12 protein-coding genes are annotated in these 16,100 nt (G+C 21.0%); all 12 read left to right on the top strand.

Annotated features, from left to right (window positions below; genetic code table 11):
* Positions 1 to 72: 72 nt before the first annotated feature.
* Positions 73 to 1,446 carry a tRNA (N6-isopentenyl adenosine(37)-C2)-methylthiotransferase MiaB gene (gene miaB / locus N3A58_03770; protein MCX8058515.1) on the top strand — a complete coding sequence of 458 codons (1,374 nt, stop codon included), beginning with the start codon at positions 73 to 75 and terminating at the stop codon, positions 1,444 to 1,446.
* Positions 1,427 to 1,756 carry a hypothetical protein gene (locus N3A58_03765; GenBank protein MCX8058514.1) on the top strand — a complete coding sequence of 110 codons (330 nt, stop codon included), beginning with the start codon at positions 1,427 to 1,429 and terminating at the stop codon, positions 1,754 to 1,756. Before miaB ends, N3A58_03765 begins: the two co-directional genes overlap by 20 nt.
* A gap of 19 nt (positions 1,757 to 1,775) precedes the next feature.
* Positions 1,776 to 2,873: a hypothetical protein gene (locus N3A58_03760; GenBank protein MCX8058513.1), complete on the top strand. Its 1,098-nt coding sequence runs from the start codon at positions 1,776 to 1,778 to the stop codon at positions 2,871 to 2,873.
* 21 nt (positions 2,874 to 2,894) lie between these two features.
* Positions 2,895 to 3,377 (top strand): hypothetical protein, encoded by a 483-nt coding sequence (locus tag N3A58_03755; protein MCX8058512.1) that lies wholly within the window; start codon positions 2,895 to 2,897, stop codon positions 3,375 to 3,377.
* 51 nt (positions 3,378 to 3,428) lie between these two features.
* On the top strand, positions 3,429 to 5,516 hold the full coding sequence (gene recG, locus N3A58_03750; protein MCX8058511.1) for an ATP-dependent DNA helicase RecG: 2,088 nt from the start codon (positions 3,429 to 3,431) through the stop codon (positions 5,514 to 5,516).
* A gap of 120 nt (positions 5,517 to 5,636) precedes the next feature.
* A complete protein-coding gene (locus N3A58_03745) occupies positions 5,637 to 6,854 on the top strand; it encodes a LysM peptidoglycan-binding domain-containing protein (protein MCX8058510.1) in 1,218 nt (405 codons plus the stop codon).
* 175 nt (positions 6,855 to 7,029) lie between these two features.
* Positions 7,030 to 7,230 carry a hypothetical protein gene (locus N3A58_03740; protein ID MCX8058509.1) on the top strand — a complete coding sequence of 67 codons (201 nt, stop codon included), beginning with the start codon at positions 7,030 to 7,032 and terminating at the stop codon, positions 7,228 to 7,230.
* Positions 7,231 to 7,393: 163 nt separating this feature from the next.
* Positions 7,394 to 8,692: an FtsX-like permease family protein gene (locus N3A58_03735; GenBank protein MCX8058508.1), complete on the top strand. Its 1,299-nt coding sequence runs from the start codon at positions 7,394 to 7,396 to the stop codon at positions 8,690 to 8,692.
* On the top strand, positions 8,685 to 9,380 hold the full coding sequence (locus N3A58_03730; GenBank protein ID MCX8058507.1) for an ABC transporter ATP-binding protein: 696 nt from the start codon (positions 8,685 to 8,687) through the stop codon (positions 9,378 to 9,380). The genes N3A58_03735 and N3A58_03730 overlap by 8 nt, the downstream gene beginning before the upstream one ends.
* Positions 9,381 to 9,462: 82 nt before the next feature.
* Positions 9,463 to 11,946: an ATP-dependent Clp protease ATP-binding subunit gene (locus N3A58_03725; protein MCX8058506.1), complete on the top strand. Its 2,484-nt coding sequence runs from the start codon at positions 9,463 to 9,465 to the stop codon at positions 11,944 to 11,946.
* Complete coding sequence (locus N3A58_03720) at positions 11,921 to 14,773, top strand: tetratricopeptide repeat protein (protein ID MCX8058505.1); 2,853 nt, start codon at positions 11,921 to 11,923, stop codon at positions 14,771 to 14,773. The genes N3A58_03725 and N3A58_03720 overlap by 26 nt, the downstream gene beginning before the upstream one ends.
* Positions 14,770 to 16,100: hypothetical protein (locus tag N3A58_03715; protein ID MCX8058504.1), on the top strand; the 1,331-nt coding region annotated here is incomplete at its 3' end. The genes N3A58_03720 and N3A58_03715, both read left to right, overlap by 4 nt.

Here is a 16,100-nt window from a genome sequence, read left to right as displayed (position 1 = left end):
TAAAATTTAAAATGTCAAAAGAATAATTGAAAAAAGTAAAATTAGTTTTATTCTATTTAAGAGGTTACTAGCATGAATGAATTTAATAAGAATTTGAATGTATATTTTGAAATATATGGTTGTGAGATGAATAAATCGCAAGCTAATTCTCTTATAAATATTTTAAAAAAGAATAATATTAACATTTGTGAGAAAATTGAAGATTCTGATTTTATTATTATTTTTACATGTTCAGTAAGAAAATCTGCTGAAGATAGAGCTTTTGGTAGGTTATCTTTTTTTAAAAAATTAAAAAGAGAAGGATTAAATTTTAAAGTAATAATTGCAGGTTGTATGAGTGAAGAATATAGGGAGTATTTCATTGAAAAAAAATACGCAGATTTTATAGTAGGAACTAAAAGACAAGAAATTATTTTAGATTATATATTAAGTAGTTTTTCATTTGATGAAAAAATATATAAAAATTATAAGAGAGATAGAGATGTAAATTTTATAAGTGCAAATGAGTATGATGATTTTAATTTTTTAAACTCTGGTATTGATAAAGAATATCAATTTTTGGCTTATGTGAGTATAGTTCATGGTTGCTCTAATTATTGTAGTTATTGTATTGTGCCTTATTTAAGAGGTAAAGAGGTTTCAAGGAATAGTGAAGATATAATTAATGATGTGAAAAAACTTGCAGAACAAGGAGTTAACTATATTATATTACTTGGGCAAAATGTTTTATATTATGGGAAAGATAATAATGATATTAGTTTTTCTGAACTTATAACCAAATTACACAATATTGATGGCATAGAATATATCTCATTTTTATCTCCTCATCCAAAAGATTTTGATTTGGGACTTATAAAAACAATTTGTGAATTACCAAAGTTAACAAAAGTTATACATTTACCTTTACAATCAGGATCTGATAAGATTTTGAGACTAATGAATAGAAAATATACTATAACTCAATATATGAACATTATTGAAAATTTTTATAAATTTAGAAACGATATAAATTTTACCACTGATATTATAGTTGGATTCCCTTTTGAAAGTGAAGATGATTTTCAAGAAACCTTAAACATAGTAAAAAATGTTAGATTTATAGATGCTTTCACATATAAATACTCTAAAAGACCAATTGTGAAAAAATTGTTTGATGATAATATTCCTGAAGAAGTTAAAGATAAAAGGCTTCTATATTTAGTTAATTTAGTACAAAGTATATCAGTAGAGAAGAGAAAAGAAAACATTAATAAAATAAAAAGAGCTATTATTTTAAAAGAATCTAAATATTCAAATAATTATTATTTATTTAAAACATTTGATGGTTTTAATGGTGTAATAGAAAAAAGTTATTTAAATCCTTCAAATATTGTAGATGTTAAATTAAAAAACTTAAAAGGAAAAACTTTTGTAGGGGAATTATTAAATGTTAAAAATATTATTTAATATTATATTTTTTGTTTTATTAATAGTATTTGTTATTCTTAATATTAACTATAAAACAGAAATAAATTTTTATGGTAAAATATATAAAGATGTTTCTATTGTTACTATTGTTTTTATTTCATTTGGTTTTAGTTTTATTCTTTTTTTTATAATTAATTTGATATATAAGATTGAAAGTAATAAAATAAAAAGTTTAAAAGATAAAATAGAAAAAAATAAAATTAAGAATAATAAAAAAAAGAGTATAGAAAATATTGATATTAATCTTTTAAGTAAGAAAATAATAAAAAACGATAAAGATACTTTTTGAATCGAGATAGAAAGATTATATGAAAATAAAATTTAAAATTTATTTTTTATTTATTTTTATTTTATTTTTATTAATTACTCCATTTAACTTTAAGAAGATAAATTCTCAGATAAATGAAGAGTCTTATTATAAAATATTTTTAAATAAAGTTATAACTGAGGATCAGGAAGCAATTAAAGTAGGCAAAGATTTTTTAGTTAAATTTCCAGGTTCAAAAAAGATTCCAGATATTTTATTTTTTTTAAGTTTTGTTGATTCTGATTATTTTAATATTCTATCTTATTTAAAAAGAGTAATTTTTTATTATGAAGATTCAATTTGGTGGGAAGATTCAGTTAAAAGAATTACAGATATTTATTTATTAAATGAAAATTATAAAGCAATTGAGGAAATTTATCAATATTATTTAAAATTTAGTAAAAGTAAAAAATTAAGATATTTAATTGAAATTAATTATTTAGAATCTCTTTATAAATCAAAAAAAGTAGATATTTTAAATGATAAATTAGATAATATTCTATTAACTGCGTCAAATAAAGAATTATTAGCCATTGCTCTTTATTATAAAGGAAAAGTAACATTATATTTCAGTAAAAATAGAGATATTTCTTTAAAATATTTTATAAATTGTTATTATTATTTTAAAGATACAACAATTTATTTCACAAATTTATTGGAGCTATTTAATAATTCAATAGGTGAATATAAAATTTATTTTGCAAAAGAATTATTTAAAGATGAAAATTTGAATTTTATTGATGAAAATTTAAGAGAAAATATTATTGCTTTTTCTAAAAGGAATATTTATAATTTAGATAATATTAAAAAAAAATTATTTAGTAATATTGATGAAATTTATAAAAGAAATTATTACAATATATATTATATTGTTGTTAAAAATATAGATATTAACAATGATGAATTTAAAGTTTCTTTTGAAAAGTTTTCCAAAATAATAAGCAAATATAATTATCCACTTTACTTTAATAAAAATGAGATATATACTATATATGGTGTAGGGCCATTTCATTTTCTTGAAGAAGCTAAAATAGTTTTAGAAAATTTAAAGAAAGAGAATTTAATTGGAACTATAATAAGCATGGATTATAGTTATTGAAATTAAAAAGGAAATATCATCATGTTTTCTTATATTTTAATTTTTATTATTTTGCTTTCTCTTATTATTACGTACTTGTGGGTTAGTGAAAAACTAAAAATTGCTGGTAAAATAAAAAAATACGAAAAAAAAATATCATATGCAATCATTGCTGGTGATGAGAACTTATCTAAAAATTTAATACTAGATGCAATAGTTTATTACTTTAGGAAAAAATCCTTTTTTGCATTAATTAGAGGATTTGATGTTCGTGGAATAAAGTCTGAATTTGAAGAATTTTTTGAATTTAAAGGAAAGATATATGGAAAACTTAATTCAATGCTTATTTCTAAAGGACTACCTGCAATAAGTAATGAGAAATCTTCCAAATTTGAAAAGAATTTTATTGATAAATTAAACTATTCTGATAAAAATTCTTTTAAGTATCAAAAATTTAATCTTGAGATTTTTGAAGACATTATTAAGCAATATAAAAATATTATAAAAGAAGAACTTTTTAGTTAATTTTAGCTAAGAATATCTTTGTTTCTTGGAATACTTTTGAATTAATGAATTATGGATAAGATAGAAAAAAAAGAACCTTTAAATAATAATGTGCAATATATAAAAGGAGTTGGTCCTAAAAAAGCTCAATTATTAAAAAAACTTGATATTGAGACTATATATGATTTGCTAACTTATTTTCCTAAAGGATTTATTGAATTAAAAGAAAACAATTGTTTAAGTGACCTAGAAATTATTAATAAGTCGATCTTTATTAAAATAAAAGTAATTGAAAAAAGCTTTTTGAATTCTAAAAGAGGTTCTTTCTATATAAAAGGAGTAAGTCAGGAAAATATATTTAAATTATTATTTTTTAATAGAGATTTTTACTATGATAGAATTAGTTTAGGAGATATTATTTTTATTTATGGTAAGTTTAAAAGAGATTACTTTTCAAACTCTTATAGTTCTTCTAATTTTAAAATAATTCCAGAATATTTAGTTAAAAATTATAAATTTTTACCCTATTATTCTTTAACTAAAAACTTAACATTATTTAATCTTATCAATATAATTAAAGAAGCATTTAAAGAATATTATAAATATATAAAAGATATTATTCCAAATTATTTAAAAGTTAAATATAATCTTCCCTCGTTTTTTAAGGTTCTATATAAAATGCATTTTCCAGATAATCTTGAAGAATATAGGAAAGCTAAAGAAATTTTTGCATATTTAGAATTTTTAATATACATGATTCAAATTTATTTAAAAAAGAGGTTAACTTCAAAAATTAAAGTTAAAAGAAATTGCTCAAGTTTTAATTTACAATACAAATTTATAAAAAATTTAAATTTTAATTTAACAAAAGATCAAATAAAAGTTATTAATGAATTAAACAATGATTATAAAGGTGTTTTTTTAATAAATCGCCTTATACAGGGGGATGTTGGATCAGGTAAAACGATAGTTTCTTTTGCATTTCTTTTAAATTATATAGAAAATGATTATCAAGTTGCCTTTATGGCACCGACTGAAATTTTAGCTACACAGCATTATCAAAATTTTATTAATTTTATTTTAAAAAGTGAAGATTTAAAATGGATTAAAGTTGAACTACTAACATCTTCAACTAAAAATAGTGAGAGAAACAAAATTATTAAAAATATTAAAGAAGGTTTTACTAATTTGATATTTGGTACCCATTCAATTATTCAGAATGATGTTGTATTTAAAAATTTAAAGTTAATAATTATTGATGAACAACAAAAATTTGGAGTACATCAGAGACTATTACTTAGAAATAAAGGTGAAAATGTAGACTTAATAGTTTTAACAGCAACACCTATTCCTAGAAGTTTTAACCTTACAATTTATGGAGATCTTGATATTAGCATTATTAAAGAAAAACCAGAAGGTAGAAAAAAAGTTTTAACTTATCTTTTTAAAAAATCTTTATTTGATGAAGCAATAAAAATTATAAATGATAATTTAATAAAAGGAGGTAAGGGTTTCTTTATATATCCAGTTATTGAAGAAGATAACTTGCTTGAGCTTGATTCGGCAAAAGAGAATTTTTTATATATAAAAAATATTTTTAGCAATTATAAAGTTGAGTTAATCCATGGAAAAATGAAAGAGGATGAAGTTAAGCAAATAATTGATAAATTTAAAAATAATAGAGTAGATATTTTAGTTTCTACAACAATTGTAAGTGTAGGAATAGATATCCCAGATGCTACATTTATAGTTATTGAAGAAGCTCAACAGTTTGGTCTGTCGACATTACATCAACTTAGGGGAAGAATAGGAAGAGGAGACAAAGAAGGTGTGTGCATATTAATATCAGATGATAAGATATCAGATTTAGCTTATCAAAGGTTAAAAAAAATAGTTGAAACAGATGATGGTTTTGAAATATCTGAATTTGATTTAAAATTAAGGGGGCCAGGAGAAATATTTGGTGAAAAACAATCTGGAAAACTTGAGTTTAAAGTTGCAGATATCATAGAACATAGTAAAATTTTAAAAGTAGCAGCTAATGATGCAAAAGATTTGATTGAAAAATATCCTGAATTAGATAATGATGAAGTAAAAAATTTAAAAGAATTTTTAATTAATTATGAAAGTTTTGATCCATATTATCTTTTATCTGGTTAACAAAATTTTTAAGAAAAATAATTTTTTAAAGTTGAAATTATTAAAAACCATATTAATATAATGGAAAGAAAAATTTAATTAACATAAAAATTATAATAAAAAAAAATTAAGAGGGAAAATATGAATAAAAAAATGTTGATATTTATTTTAATAATAATTTCTTTTTTATTAATTTTCACATCTTGTCAGACTAAGAAAAGCGAAGTAAAACAAGAACAAAAAGTTGAAGAACAGAAAAAAGAAGAACCAAATAAGGAAGAAGCAAAAAAACTTTTAGATGAAGTTAAATCAATTATTGTAAAAACAGAAGAGCTAGGAGCTACTGATCAAGACACATCATACAAAGAAGCAAAAGAAGTTTATCAGGAAGCATTAAAGTATTTTAATGAAGGAAATATGCAAAAATTTAATGAAGTTATTACTAAAGCAAGAACAAAAGCTGAATTTGCTTATAATGAAATTGGAAAAGCGAAAACTGCAGAACTTTCTAAGAAGCTTGAAGAAGAAAAAAAGAAAATAGAAGATTATAAAGATGTGAAAAATTTTTCTCTAGAATTTAAAGAAATTGAAGAATTAACTAAAAAAGCTAAGATGTATGAAGAAAAAAAAGATTATGCTAATGCAATAGTTTCATACCAGGAAGCTATAAATAAAGCTAATCAAATATATAATACTATGGAATCTTATAAAAATTATGTGATGCTTAAATACGGAGAAGTTTTAGCACTTAATGATGAAATTTTTGAATTACAATCATATTTATATTTGAAAGAAGATTATGATAAATTTAAAAATTTATTAAGATCATTAGAAGATTCTATTAGAAAAAACGATTATATTACTGCTAAAGATTTGATTGATTCAGCAGTAGTACTCGGAAATTCTTTAAAGCAAGCAACAAAAGATAAGCTTTTGTTAATTCAAGATATTGAAGCTCAAAGATATTTATTTGAAACAAAAGTATTATTAGATAATCTTGCAATGGAAGAGAAAGGATTTTCTTCTGAAGAAAAAGAATTATTTAAAGATTTATTGAACAAATATCAATTAGCTGAAAATTTTTATAAGGAAAAAAAGTTTATAGACACTATAAATATTTGTAAAGAAATATTAATGAAAAGTGTTAAGTTTTTTGGAACTATCGAAAGAAAAGGGAAATATTATACTGTAAAATTAAATCCTGCAAGAAGAGATTGTTTATGGAGAATAGCTGAATATTTTTATAAAAATCCATTTTTATGGCCTTTAATATGGATTGCAAATATAGATAAGATTTCAAATCCTGATTTAATCTTCCCTGGCCAAGTATTTTTAATTCCAGAATTAAGTAGTGATTAATAAAAAAGTATAAAATTTTATTTATGATGATTAAGATATATTTTTAATTTAGTTTGTAATTAATAATATTTATATAAATACAATAGTGGGCAAAGGTTTATATTGAAGTGTTGAATTTATTATAAAATAGGCTATATTATTATATAGTAATATGTTAATTTTAAAAGGGTAAAAAATGGGAAAAATATATGAGTTGGGGAAAAGGTTAAATGAAAATACAGTAAAGAATGAAATTCACCTTTTTTGTAATGAATGTGGCTATAAATGGATTATTTATAAAGATTTGGATGATTATGATTTTGAAGAATTCGAAGGAGAAAATTTCATAATACATTGTCCAATTTGTGGTACTCAAAATATTGATGAAACATTTTAGATTTTTCTTTTTTTCTAGTTTTTTCATTATATAATTTGATAATCTAAAATAAGAATTTATTATTAATCTGAAGGATTTCTATGCTGTTAAATAAAATATAATTATTTTATTGATAAATTGATATATTTTAATTAAATGGTAAATTTTTATTTAGAAGGTTTATATGGATAAAGTTAATATTTTTTTAACTTTTAGATATCTTTCAGGTAAAGAGCAAAAAGGTTTTTTTTCTATATTTACCATTTTTTCAATTGTAGGTGTTATTCTTGGTATAGCAGTTTTAATAACAGTAGTATCTGTTATGAATGGATTTCAAGACAATACAATTGAAAAAACAATAAGTTTACAATCATTTCATATAACCTTAAAAAAAGTTTTTGATGAAAAAATTGATAATTATGAACAAATTATTAACCAATTATATAAAATAGAAAATATAAAGTTAGCTTTTCCAGTTATTGAAACTCCTATTCTCTATAATATAGATGGCAATATTGGTAGTACTTTATTACGAGCTTATGGAAAAGATTATTTTAATTCAGAATTTTTTAAAAAAAATTTTATAATTAAAGAGGGAAATTTAAATAAAAGAGAAGATATACTAATTATTGGTAGTGAATTTGCTTATTTAAAAAACTTCAATTTAAATTCAAATATTGCTCTATATAGTATTACAGGTAATAATATAATTCCAAGATTTAAAATTACTAAGGCTCATGCAATATTTAAGACAGGGTTCTATCCTGTTGATTCTTCTATTTTTTATTCTTCTATTGAACTTGCGCAATATATTCTTAATCTAGATAAAAAATCTTGTTACTCTATAAGCATTATTGTTGATGATTTAAAAAATGTGAATTATGTAAAAAATGAAATATTGAAATTGTATGGTTTTGAGTATAGAGCTTTAACTTGGATGGACTACATGGGCAGTTTATATGAAGCTTTTAAAAATGAAAAAAATTTATTAATTTTTATAATTTTTTTAATCATAATAGTAGCTGCTTTTAATATGGTATCCTCTCAAATAATGTTAATAATGATAAAAAGAAAAGAAATAGGAATTCTAAAGGCATTAGGTTTTAGTCCTGATGACATAAAATCAATATTTATATATTATGGTTTGATTATTGCTATTGTTGGTGTATCTATAGGTTTAATTATTGGGCTTTTATTGACAAAAAATCTTGATTTATTCTTTAATATTTTAGAAAAATTCATAAATAATTTTATAGGTTTTATTAATGAGATTTTAACATTGTTTAACATAAAATATTATATTCCAAAATTTCAAATTTTTTCTAGAGAAATTTACTATTTTGAAAAAGTTCCTGTTAAAGTAAAGTTTTTTGAAGTTTTTTCAATTATATTTTTTTCAACTATTGTAATTTTAATATCTAGCTATCTACCAGCAAAAAAAGCTGCTTCTTTAAAACCGAAAGAGGTTATTCATAATGAATAAAATTAATAATATTCCGATATTAAAAATTGAGAATGTTGATAAAAGTTATTTTATTTTTGATAAGGAAATAACAATATTTCAAAATTTAAATGTTTCTTTTTTTAATAATTTTACATATGCAATAACTGGAGTTTCTGGAAGTGGTAAAACAACTTTTTTAAATTTAGTTTCTGGTTTTGATTATATTGATAGGGGGAAAATAATATTTAAAGAAAAATATGAAATTAATCAGCTAGATGAATATGCATTATCAAAATTAAGAAATGAAAATTATGGCTATGTTTTCCAATCTTTTTATCTTCTTCCGGAATTGAATATTATAGAAAATATAATTTTACCAGCTTTGAAAAAGGGCATAAAAAAGAATATAGCTTATGAAAGAGCGTTGCAATTAATGGAAGAAGTAAATATAAGTCATTTAAAGAAAAATAAAATTACTGAAATTTCTGGAGGTGAAGCACAAAGGATAGCATTAGCAAGAGCATTAATTAATGATCCAGATGTGATACTTGCTGATGAGCCAACAGGAAACTTAGATGTTAAAAATAGAAGTACTATAATAGAGCTCTTGTTAAATATTGTGAGAAAAAAAAATAAATTATTGATAATTGTTACTCATGATTTAAGTATTGCTGCACAATGTGACTATAAATTTAAAATAGAAAACTATAAATTTGTTGAATATTAAATCTATTTTTATGATTTTACAAAAAAATATTATTTTGTTATATTTTAATAGAAAGATAAATTAATATAAAAAAGGAATATTAATGGAAGAATTATTTTCAGAAGATCTACAAAATTTAGTTTTAAAAATTTCTAAAAAAATTGCAACTGATTTAAACTCTCTTGCAATTACTCCTGCACATTTTATTCTTGGTATAATAAGAGAAAAGATAGGGCTTGCTTACTTTTTGATAAGCAATATCGTTCAAGATAATATGGATGAGTTTGAAAAGGAAGTTTCATTAACTATTGCAAGAGCACCTGTAATTTCGCCATTATCAAATTATGATTTTAATGCTAATGCTAATGCTTGTTTAAAATATTCTAAAACTGTAATGCAAAAGTTTAATGATCACCAGATTACACCTGAACACTTATTGATTTCAATTATATATAATTCAAAAGGAACTGATTTATATGATATATTTATGAGATATGGCATTACAGAAGAAAAGGTTACTGATATATTAAAAAAATTTGGAAATGATCCTTACTCAAAAATAAAGAAAAAACCAAAATCAAATATTTCTACTATGGTTTTGGATAGGTTTTGTAAGGATTTAACAGAACTAGCTTGGCTTGAACAACTTGACCCGATAATTGGAAGAGAAAAAGAGATAGAAAGGGTTATTCAAGTTCTTTCAAGAAGAATGAAGAATAATCCTATATTAATAGGATATCCTGGAGTTGGTAAAACAGCAATTGTAGAAGGTTTAGCACAAAGGATTATAGCAGAACAGGTTCCTAAAAATCTTTTTAATAAAAGAATATTAAAGATGGAAATGGGAACTATAGTTGCTGGTACCAAATATAGAGGTGAATTTGAAGAGAGAATGAGCAAAATATTATCGGAACTTTCTAAAACAAAAAATTGTATATTATTTATAGATGAAATTCATACTATAGTTGGAGCTGGTGGTGCTGAAGGGGCTATTGATGCTTCAAATATGTTGAAACCTTTTCTTGCCAGAGGAGAAGTCCAAATTATTGGAGCAACAACTTTTGATGAATATAAAAAGAGAATTGAAAAAGATCAGGCTTTAGAAAGAAGATTTCAGCCTATAGTTATAGATGAACCATCTGAAGAAGAAACACTTGAAATATTAAAAGGTATAGCATCTAAATATGAAGATTATCATAAAGTAAAATATAGTGAGGAAGTTTTAAAATATATTGTTGAATTATCAAAAAAATATATAAATGATAGATTTCTTCCAGATAAGGCAATAGATATTTTAGATGAATCTGGTTCATATATAAATATAATTTATAATATTCCACCTAATGAATTACAAGATATAAGATTAGAAATGAAGAGATTAACAGAGCTTAAAGAAAACTATTTCAGAAATAAAGAATATGAGAAATTACCTCAAATACAAGAAAAATTAAACTATTATTATAACAAATATATTTTATTAAAATCTAACTGGGAAATAAGCAAAGTAATGGATAAAGAACATAATATTGTAACTAAGGATATAGTTGCAGAAGTAGTTTCAAGAATGACTGGCATTAATGTTGAAAAATTAAAGACATCTGAAACAGAAAGACTTGTTAAAATGCAAGAAATTTTGAAAAAGTTTGTTGTTGGTCAAGATGAAGCTATTGAGGCAGTTTCAAGAGCAATAAAGAGGGGAAGATTAGGAATTAAAAAATTAAAAAAACCTATTGGATCTTTTATTTTTCTCGGGCCAACAGGAGTAGGTAAAACTGAATTAGCAAGAAGACTTGCTGAATTTTTATTTGGAACACAAGAAGCTTTAATTAGAATTGATATGTCAGATTTTATGGAGAAACATAATGTATCTAGACTTGTTGGAGCCCCTCCTGGATATATTGGTTATGAAGAAGGTGGTGAACTTACAGAAAAAGTAAGAAGAAAACCATATTCTTTAATTCTTTTTGATGAGATTGAAAAAGCTCATCCTGATTTTTTTAATATGTTGCTTCAAGTTCTTGAAGAAGGAGAATTATTTGATAATTTAGGTCATAGGGTTGATTTTAAGAATACAATTATAATAATGACTTCTAATATTGGAGCTAAGGAAATATTAAGTTATAAAGCTCCAGGATTCAATATTGGAGAAGATAATAAATTAAATTATGCAGATATTAAATCTAAAGTATTAAATCAATTAAAGAAAAGTTTTAATCCTGAATTTCTAAATAGAGTAGATGATTTTATTATTTTTCATCCTCTTGAAAAAGAACACCTTTATAAAATCATTGATATTATGATTGAAGAAGTTCAAACTACTTTGAAAAATTATAAAATTAAAATAGAAATAAGTGATTCAGCAAAAGATTATTTAATTGAAAAAGGAGCTGATTCTAAATATGGAGCTAGGCCTTTGAGAAGACTGATTCAAAAAGAAATAGAAGATCTTTTATCAGATTTAATCCTTAAAGGTGAAGCAAAAGAAGATAGTATTGTAAAATTTTTTAGTGAAAAAGGCCTTTTGAAATTTAAGATAGAAGATGTAAAAAAATCTGAGAAAAATGGTAAAAAAGTATTACAGAAGTAAAAATCATAAATTAATTATTTTATCTATTATATTTATCTTATTTATTTTAATAAGAATTAATATTTTAGCTTATGATTTTTTAAGTAATGATTTTAGTAATCAAGATAAATATTTAAATTATAATAAAGAAGAGATTCTTTTTTATTTTAAAAATAAGTTATTTTATAAAGTTATATTAAATTGTTTGGTTATAGTCAATTCACAAATATATTTTGAGACACTTTCAGATAAAGAAAAAGATTTTTATTATTATTTACTTGGTGTTTCAAATTTTTATCTTGGAAATTTTGATTTATCAAAAAGTTATTTTGAAAAAATAAAAGAAGAATACTTTAAGCTATATTATGAATATTGTGAATATTATAAAGGAGTTATTTCATTTTTTTTTCAAGACTATAAACAATCAACCATATGGTTTAATAAGATTTCTAAGTTTGAAGATAAAATTAATGAAATTGGAAAGTATTACTATTATTTTTCCATTTCCTTAATTCAAATAGGAGAGTTTGATCTTGCATTTTACTTTTTAAACAAAGGTATAAATAGCAATGATGAAATTTATAAACCTTACTTATCTTTTACTCTAGGAAGGCTATATTTTAATTTATCCTTATTTGATAAAGCTGAAATTGAATTTAGAAGATTCTTATTAAAATACGCAGAAAGTGACCTTATTGATGACACTATTTATTATTTAGGGAAGTCCTACTATAAACAAAAGAAATATAAAGAAGCTAAAGATGAATTTAATATAATAATAAAAAATTATCCTAAATCTGAATATTTTTTTTATTCATATTATTACTTAGGAAAAATTACTGGAAATAAGATATATTTTGAGTATATTCTGTTAAATAATCCTTCTTTCGAAAATATAGATTATGTTTTTTATTATTTGGGAAGACTTGAAGACAACAAAGATCTTGCCAAAATTTATTTTGAAAATTGCATAAATAAAACTAATGATAAAATGCTTGCTTATAACTCTTTAATTTATATGTTAAATTTTGAAAATGATTATAAAGAAAAACTTAATCTAATATTAAAATATATTAATAATATTGAAAATAAAGAAAAAATATTTAATTATGCTCTTAATTTGATTTATAATAATTTGAGCTTTGATTTTTTCCAAACTATATATGAAACACATTATTTAAATAATAAAGAGTTTTATGAGAATAATTATGAAATTTTATATAACTTAGGAAGAGTTTTTGCTTTAAAAAAAGATTTCGAAAAATCTTTAGAATTTTTTCTAAAATCTTATAAAATTAATCAAAATGATTATAAATTAAATTATTATTTAGGTTATTCTTTATATGAACTTGGTAAGCATGAAGAAGCTATAGTTTATTTAAATAATGCTATTGAAAAAGCAAAAAGAAGAGATCTTTTTTATGATCTTTCAATAAAATTAATTTGTTTTTACTATATTGAAAAAAACGATCTTAATAAAGCTTTTACATTATTTTCTAATTTTATTGAAAATAATCCTTCTTCACCAATTTATTATGAGATTTTATACTATCATTCAATTGTATCTTATAATTTAAAGAAATATGATATAGCTTATAATTCTATTAAAAAATGTTTGAATGGAGTTAAGTTGGAGGATCAATTATATATAAATGTAATATATTCTTCAATAAAAATTATAGGTAAAAAAAATATAAATGAAGCAGCAGCTTTGTATAAGGAGAAAGTATTACAGATAGACAAAAATTATTCGCTTGCTTTTTATATTATAGATTCTTATATTAATACAAAAAATTATATAAAAGCTTTAGAGTTTTGTGATCTTATTTATAATAGTAATTCAGAAAGTGAAATACAAGTTGATGTATTAATAAAGAAATATTTAATTTATTATAATTTAAAAAATTATGAAAAAGCTTTAAGTGAATTAAAAAAGGCTCTAAACATAGATTCAAATTATAAAAAAGATTTAATTTACTATTATTTAGTAGAGTTAAATATTTTAATTAAGGATAATGTTTTTGTAAATTATTTTAATTCATTAATAAAATTTGAAAATAAGAAGTTAATTTTTGATGCATCCTATCTTATATATTCTTATTATTATAAAGAAAAAGAATTAGATAAAGCTCTTATTTATCTTGATTATTGCTTAAATTATGTGGAAGATAAAGATTCTAAAAATAATATTTTGTTTAATAAAGCAAATATACTTTATGAATTAAATTTACTTGAAAATTCAGCATTAATACTTGAGGATTTAATTAATAGACAATATAATGAATTTGTAATTAATAACTTTCTTTTTTACATTTATTTGAAATTAAAAAATATTGAAAAGATTAAAGAAAAAGGAATTTTTAACATTTATAATAATAAATCTGAAGAAATAAAATATATAAGTTTTATTTATCTATATTTTCTTAAAGAATTTGATCTAATAGAAGAAGAGACTTTTAAAAATATATTATATTATTTTATTCAAAATAAAATAAGTAATAGAACATATTTTTTAGCAATTTATATAAATGAGTTTTATTATAACAACAATTTTGAAAAATTTACAAAAGAATTTAGGTCAAATATACAGAGCAAAGATAATTATATCTCTTTTTGGACAAGGTATTTTTTTGCTCTTTTCTATTATAAACAAAAAGATTACAATAATGCATATAAAGTTTTTGAAGCTATTATTGATTTTAATTTGAGTCCTGAAAATGAAATAGTCTATTATTATCTTTATTTCCTTGAAAAAAAAGGTTATGTAAAATCAAACAAATATAATGATTTTAATAAATATTTGAAAGATTCATTTATAATTGAAATAATTAAGAAAAATTTATTATGAAAAAAAAATTTTATCTTATTTTGATTTATTTTATTATTTTTTTATTTAATAGTTTTATTTTTACGAATTTATTTGGTCAAGAGAGTGGCGAGCAAGAGACTATAGATATAGAAAAAATTGAAATATTTGTTCCAACTTTGGAATATATTGAGTTAGAATTTGCTCCGATAGATGATGAACTTTTAATACAAGATTTACAATTAAAAGAAAATTTTATTGAATCTGATGAACAGCTAAATATAAATATTTTTTCATTTTCAACTAAGTTTTATAGAAGTATTTTTCAACTTTCTTATATATTCTTAAATTCTTATTATTTTTATCTTGATACAATTTTTTTAATGAGAAATTATATTTTAAATTTAATCTTTGATATAAGGAAAAACCCTTTATATATAGAGTTAGAGCAAAATAATATTTTTAATGATTTTTTATTATCCACAAAAATTTTATCTAATAATTCAAACAATAATAATATCTTAACTTTTAACAATAGTTTTACTCTATATTCAAAAGTTTTTAAAAACAACTCATCATATTTTAACTTATTTTATTTTAATAATAATTTTAATTTAATAGATTATGAGAATTTGTTAATATTAAGATTTGATTTTTTTAAAAATAATTTTTCAAATTATTATAATTTATTTATAGTTTATAAAAAATATTTTGAGCATATTAATGCAGGTACAAGTTTTATTTATTTTATTTTTAAAAATTTATTAATAAGTTTTTTTATAGAAGGTATCTATTATATAAATGAAAATACATATTTTGATATAAAATTTTCACCTTATTATTTATCAAATGGTGGTATTGATTTTGAGGGTATGATTTATTTTAAAATTACCAATAAAAATAATAACTTTTTTGAATTTAATATATCAAAAAATTTTAATTTAGTATATATAAACCAATATTATAGGCTTTATCCATTTAATTTTTTTGAATTTATATCTTCTGATGATGATAATAACAATTTAACTAATATTAATGATTATTTTTATAATGTTAGTTTTTTAAATTTAAATAACTTAAAAACAATTTCAAAATTTTATAGTTTTATTTTAACTTTAAATATAGATTTTAGTATATTTTCTTTTAATATGAAGATTTCTTATAAAAATTTTCCTCAAACTTATATATTAGATATTAATAATTTTAGCTATTTTAATATTATTCAAATAGAAAATTTGAATTTATTATCATTTGATTTAAAATTTTATTTTTATTTTAATGAAAAAAAAGATTTTTATATTAAAAATAATTTAATTCTTAATCTTGGAGATAAATTGATTTATAATTTCCCAATTTTAAATATTTTTAA

The organism is Spirochaetota bacterium, assembly GCA_026415295.1.
Lineage (GTDB): Bacteria > Spirochaetota > JAAYUW01 > JAAYUW01 > JAOAHJ01 > JAOAHJ01.
This window is presented reverse-complemented; position numbering and strand designations above follow the sequence as displayed.

Bases quoted from the DNA above. Each gene is read 5' to 3' on its own strand.
- N3A58_03720 (MCX8058505.1), top strand. From the start codon at position 11,921: ATGGTAAAAAAGTATTACAGAAGTAAAAATCATAAATTAATTATTTTA.
- N3A58_03735 (MCX8058508.1), top strand. From the start codon at position 7,394: ATGGATAAAGTTAATATTTTTTTAACTTTTAGATATCTTTCAGGTAAA.
- N3A58_03745 (MCX8058510.1), top strand. From the start codon at position 5,637: ATGAATAAAAAAATGTTGATATTTATTTTAATAATAATTTCTTTTTTA.
- N3A58_03740 (MCX8058509.1), top strand. From the start codon at position 7,030: ATGGGAAAAATATATGAGTTGGGGAAAAGGTTAAATGAAAATACAGTA.
- N3A58_03755 (MCX8058512.1), top strand. From the start codon at position 2,895: ATGTTTTCTTATATTTTAATTTTTATTATTTTGCTTTCTCTTATTATT.
- N3A58_03730 (MCX8058507.1), top strand. From the start codon at position 8,685: ATGAATAAAATTAATAATATTCCGATATTAAAAATTGAGAATGTTGAT.
- miaB (MCX8058515.1), top strand. From the start codon at position 73: ATGAATGAATTTAATAAGAATTTGAATGTATATTTTGAAATATATGGT.
- N3A58_03765 (MCX8058514.1), top strand. From the start codon at position 1,427: ATGTTAAAAATATTATTTAATATTATATTTTTTGTTTTATTAATAGTA.
- N3A58_03725 (MCX8058506.1), top strand. From the start codon at position 9,463: ATGGAAGAATTATTTTCAGAAGATCTACAAAATTTAGTTTTAAAAATT.
- N3A58_03760 (MCX8058513.1), top strand. From the start codon at position 1,776: ATGAAAATAAAATTTAAAATTTATTTTTTATTTATTTTTATTTTATTT.
- recG (MCX8058511.1), top strand. From the start codon at position 3,429: ATGGATAAGATAGAAAAAAAAGAACCTTTAAATAATAATGTGCAATAT.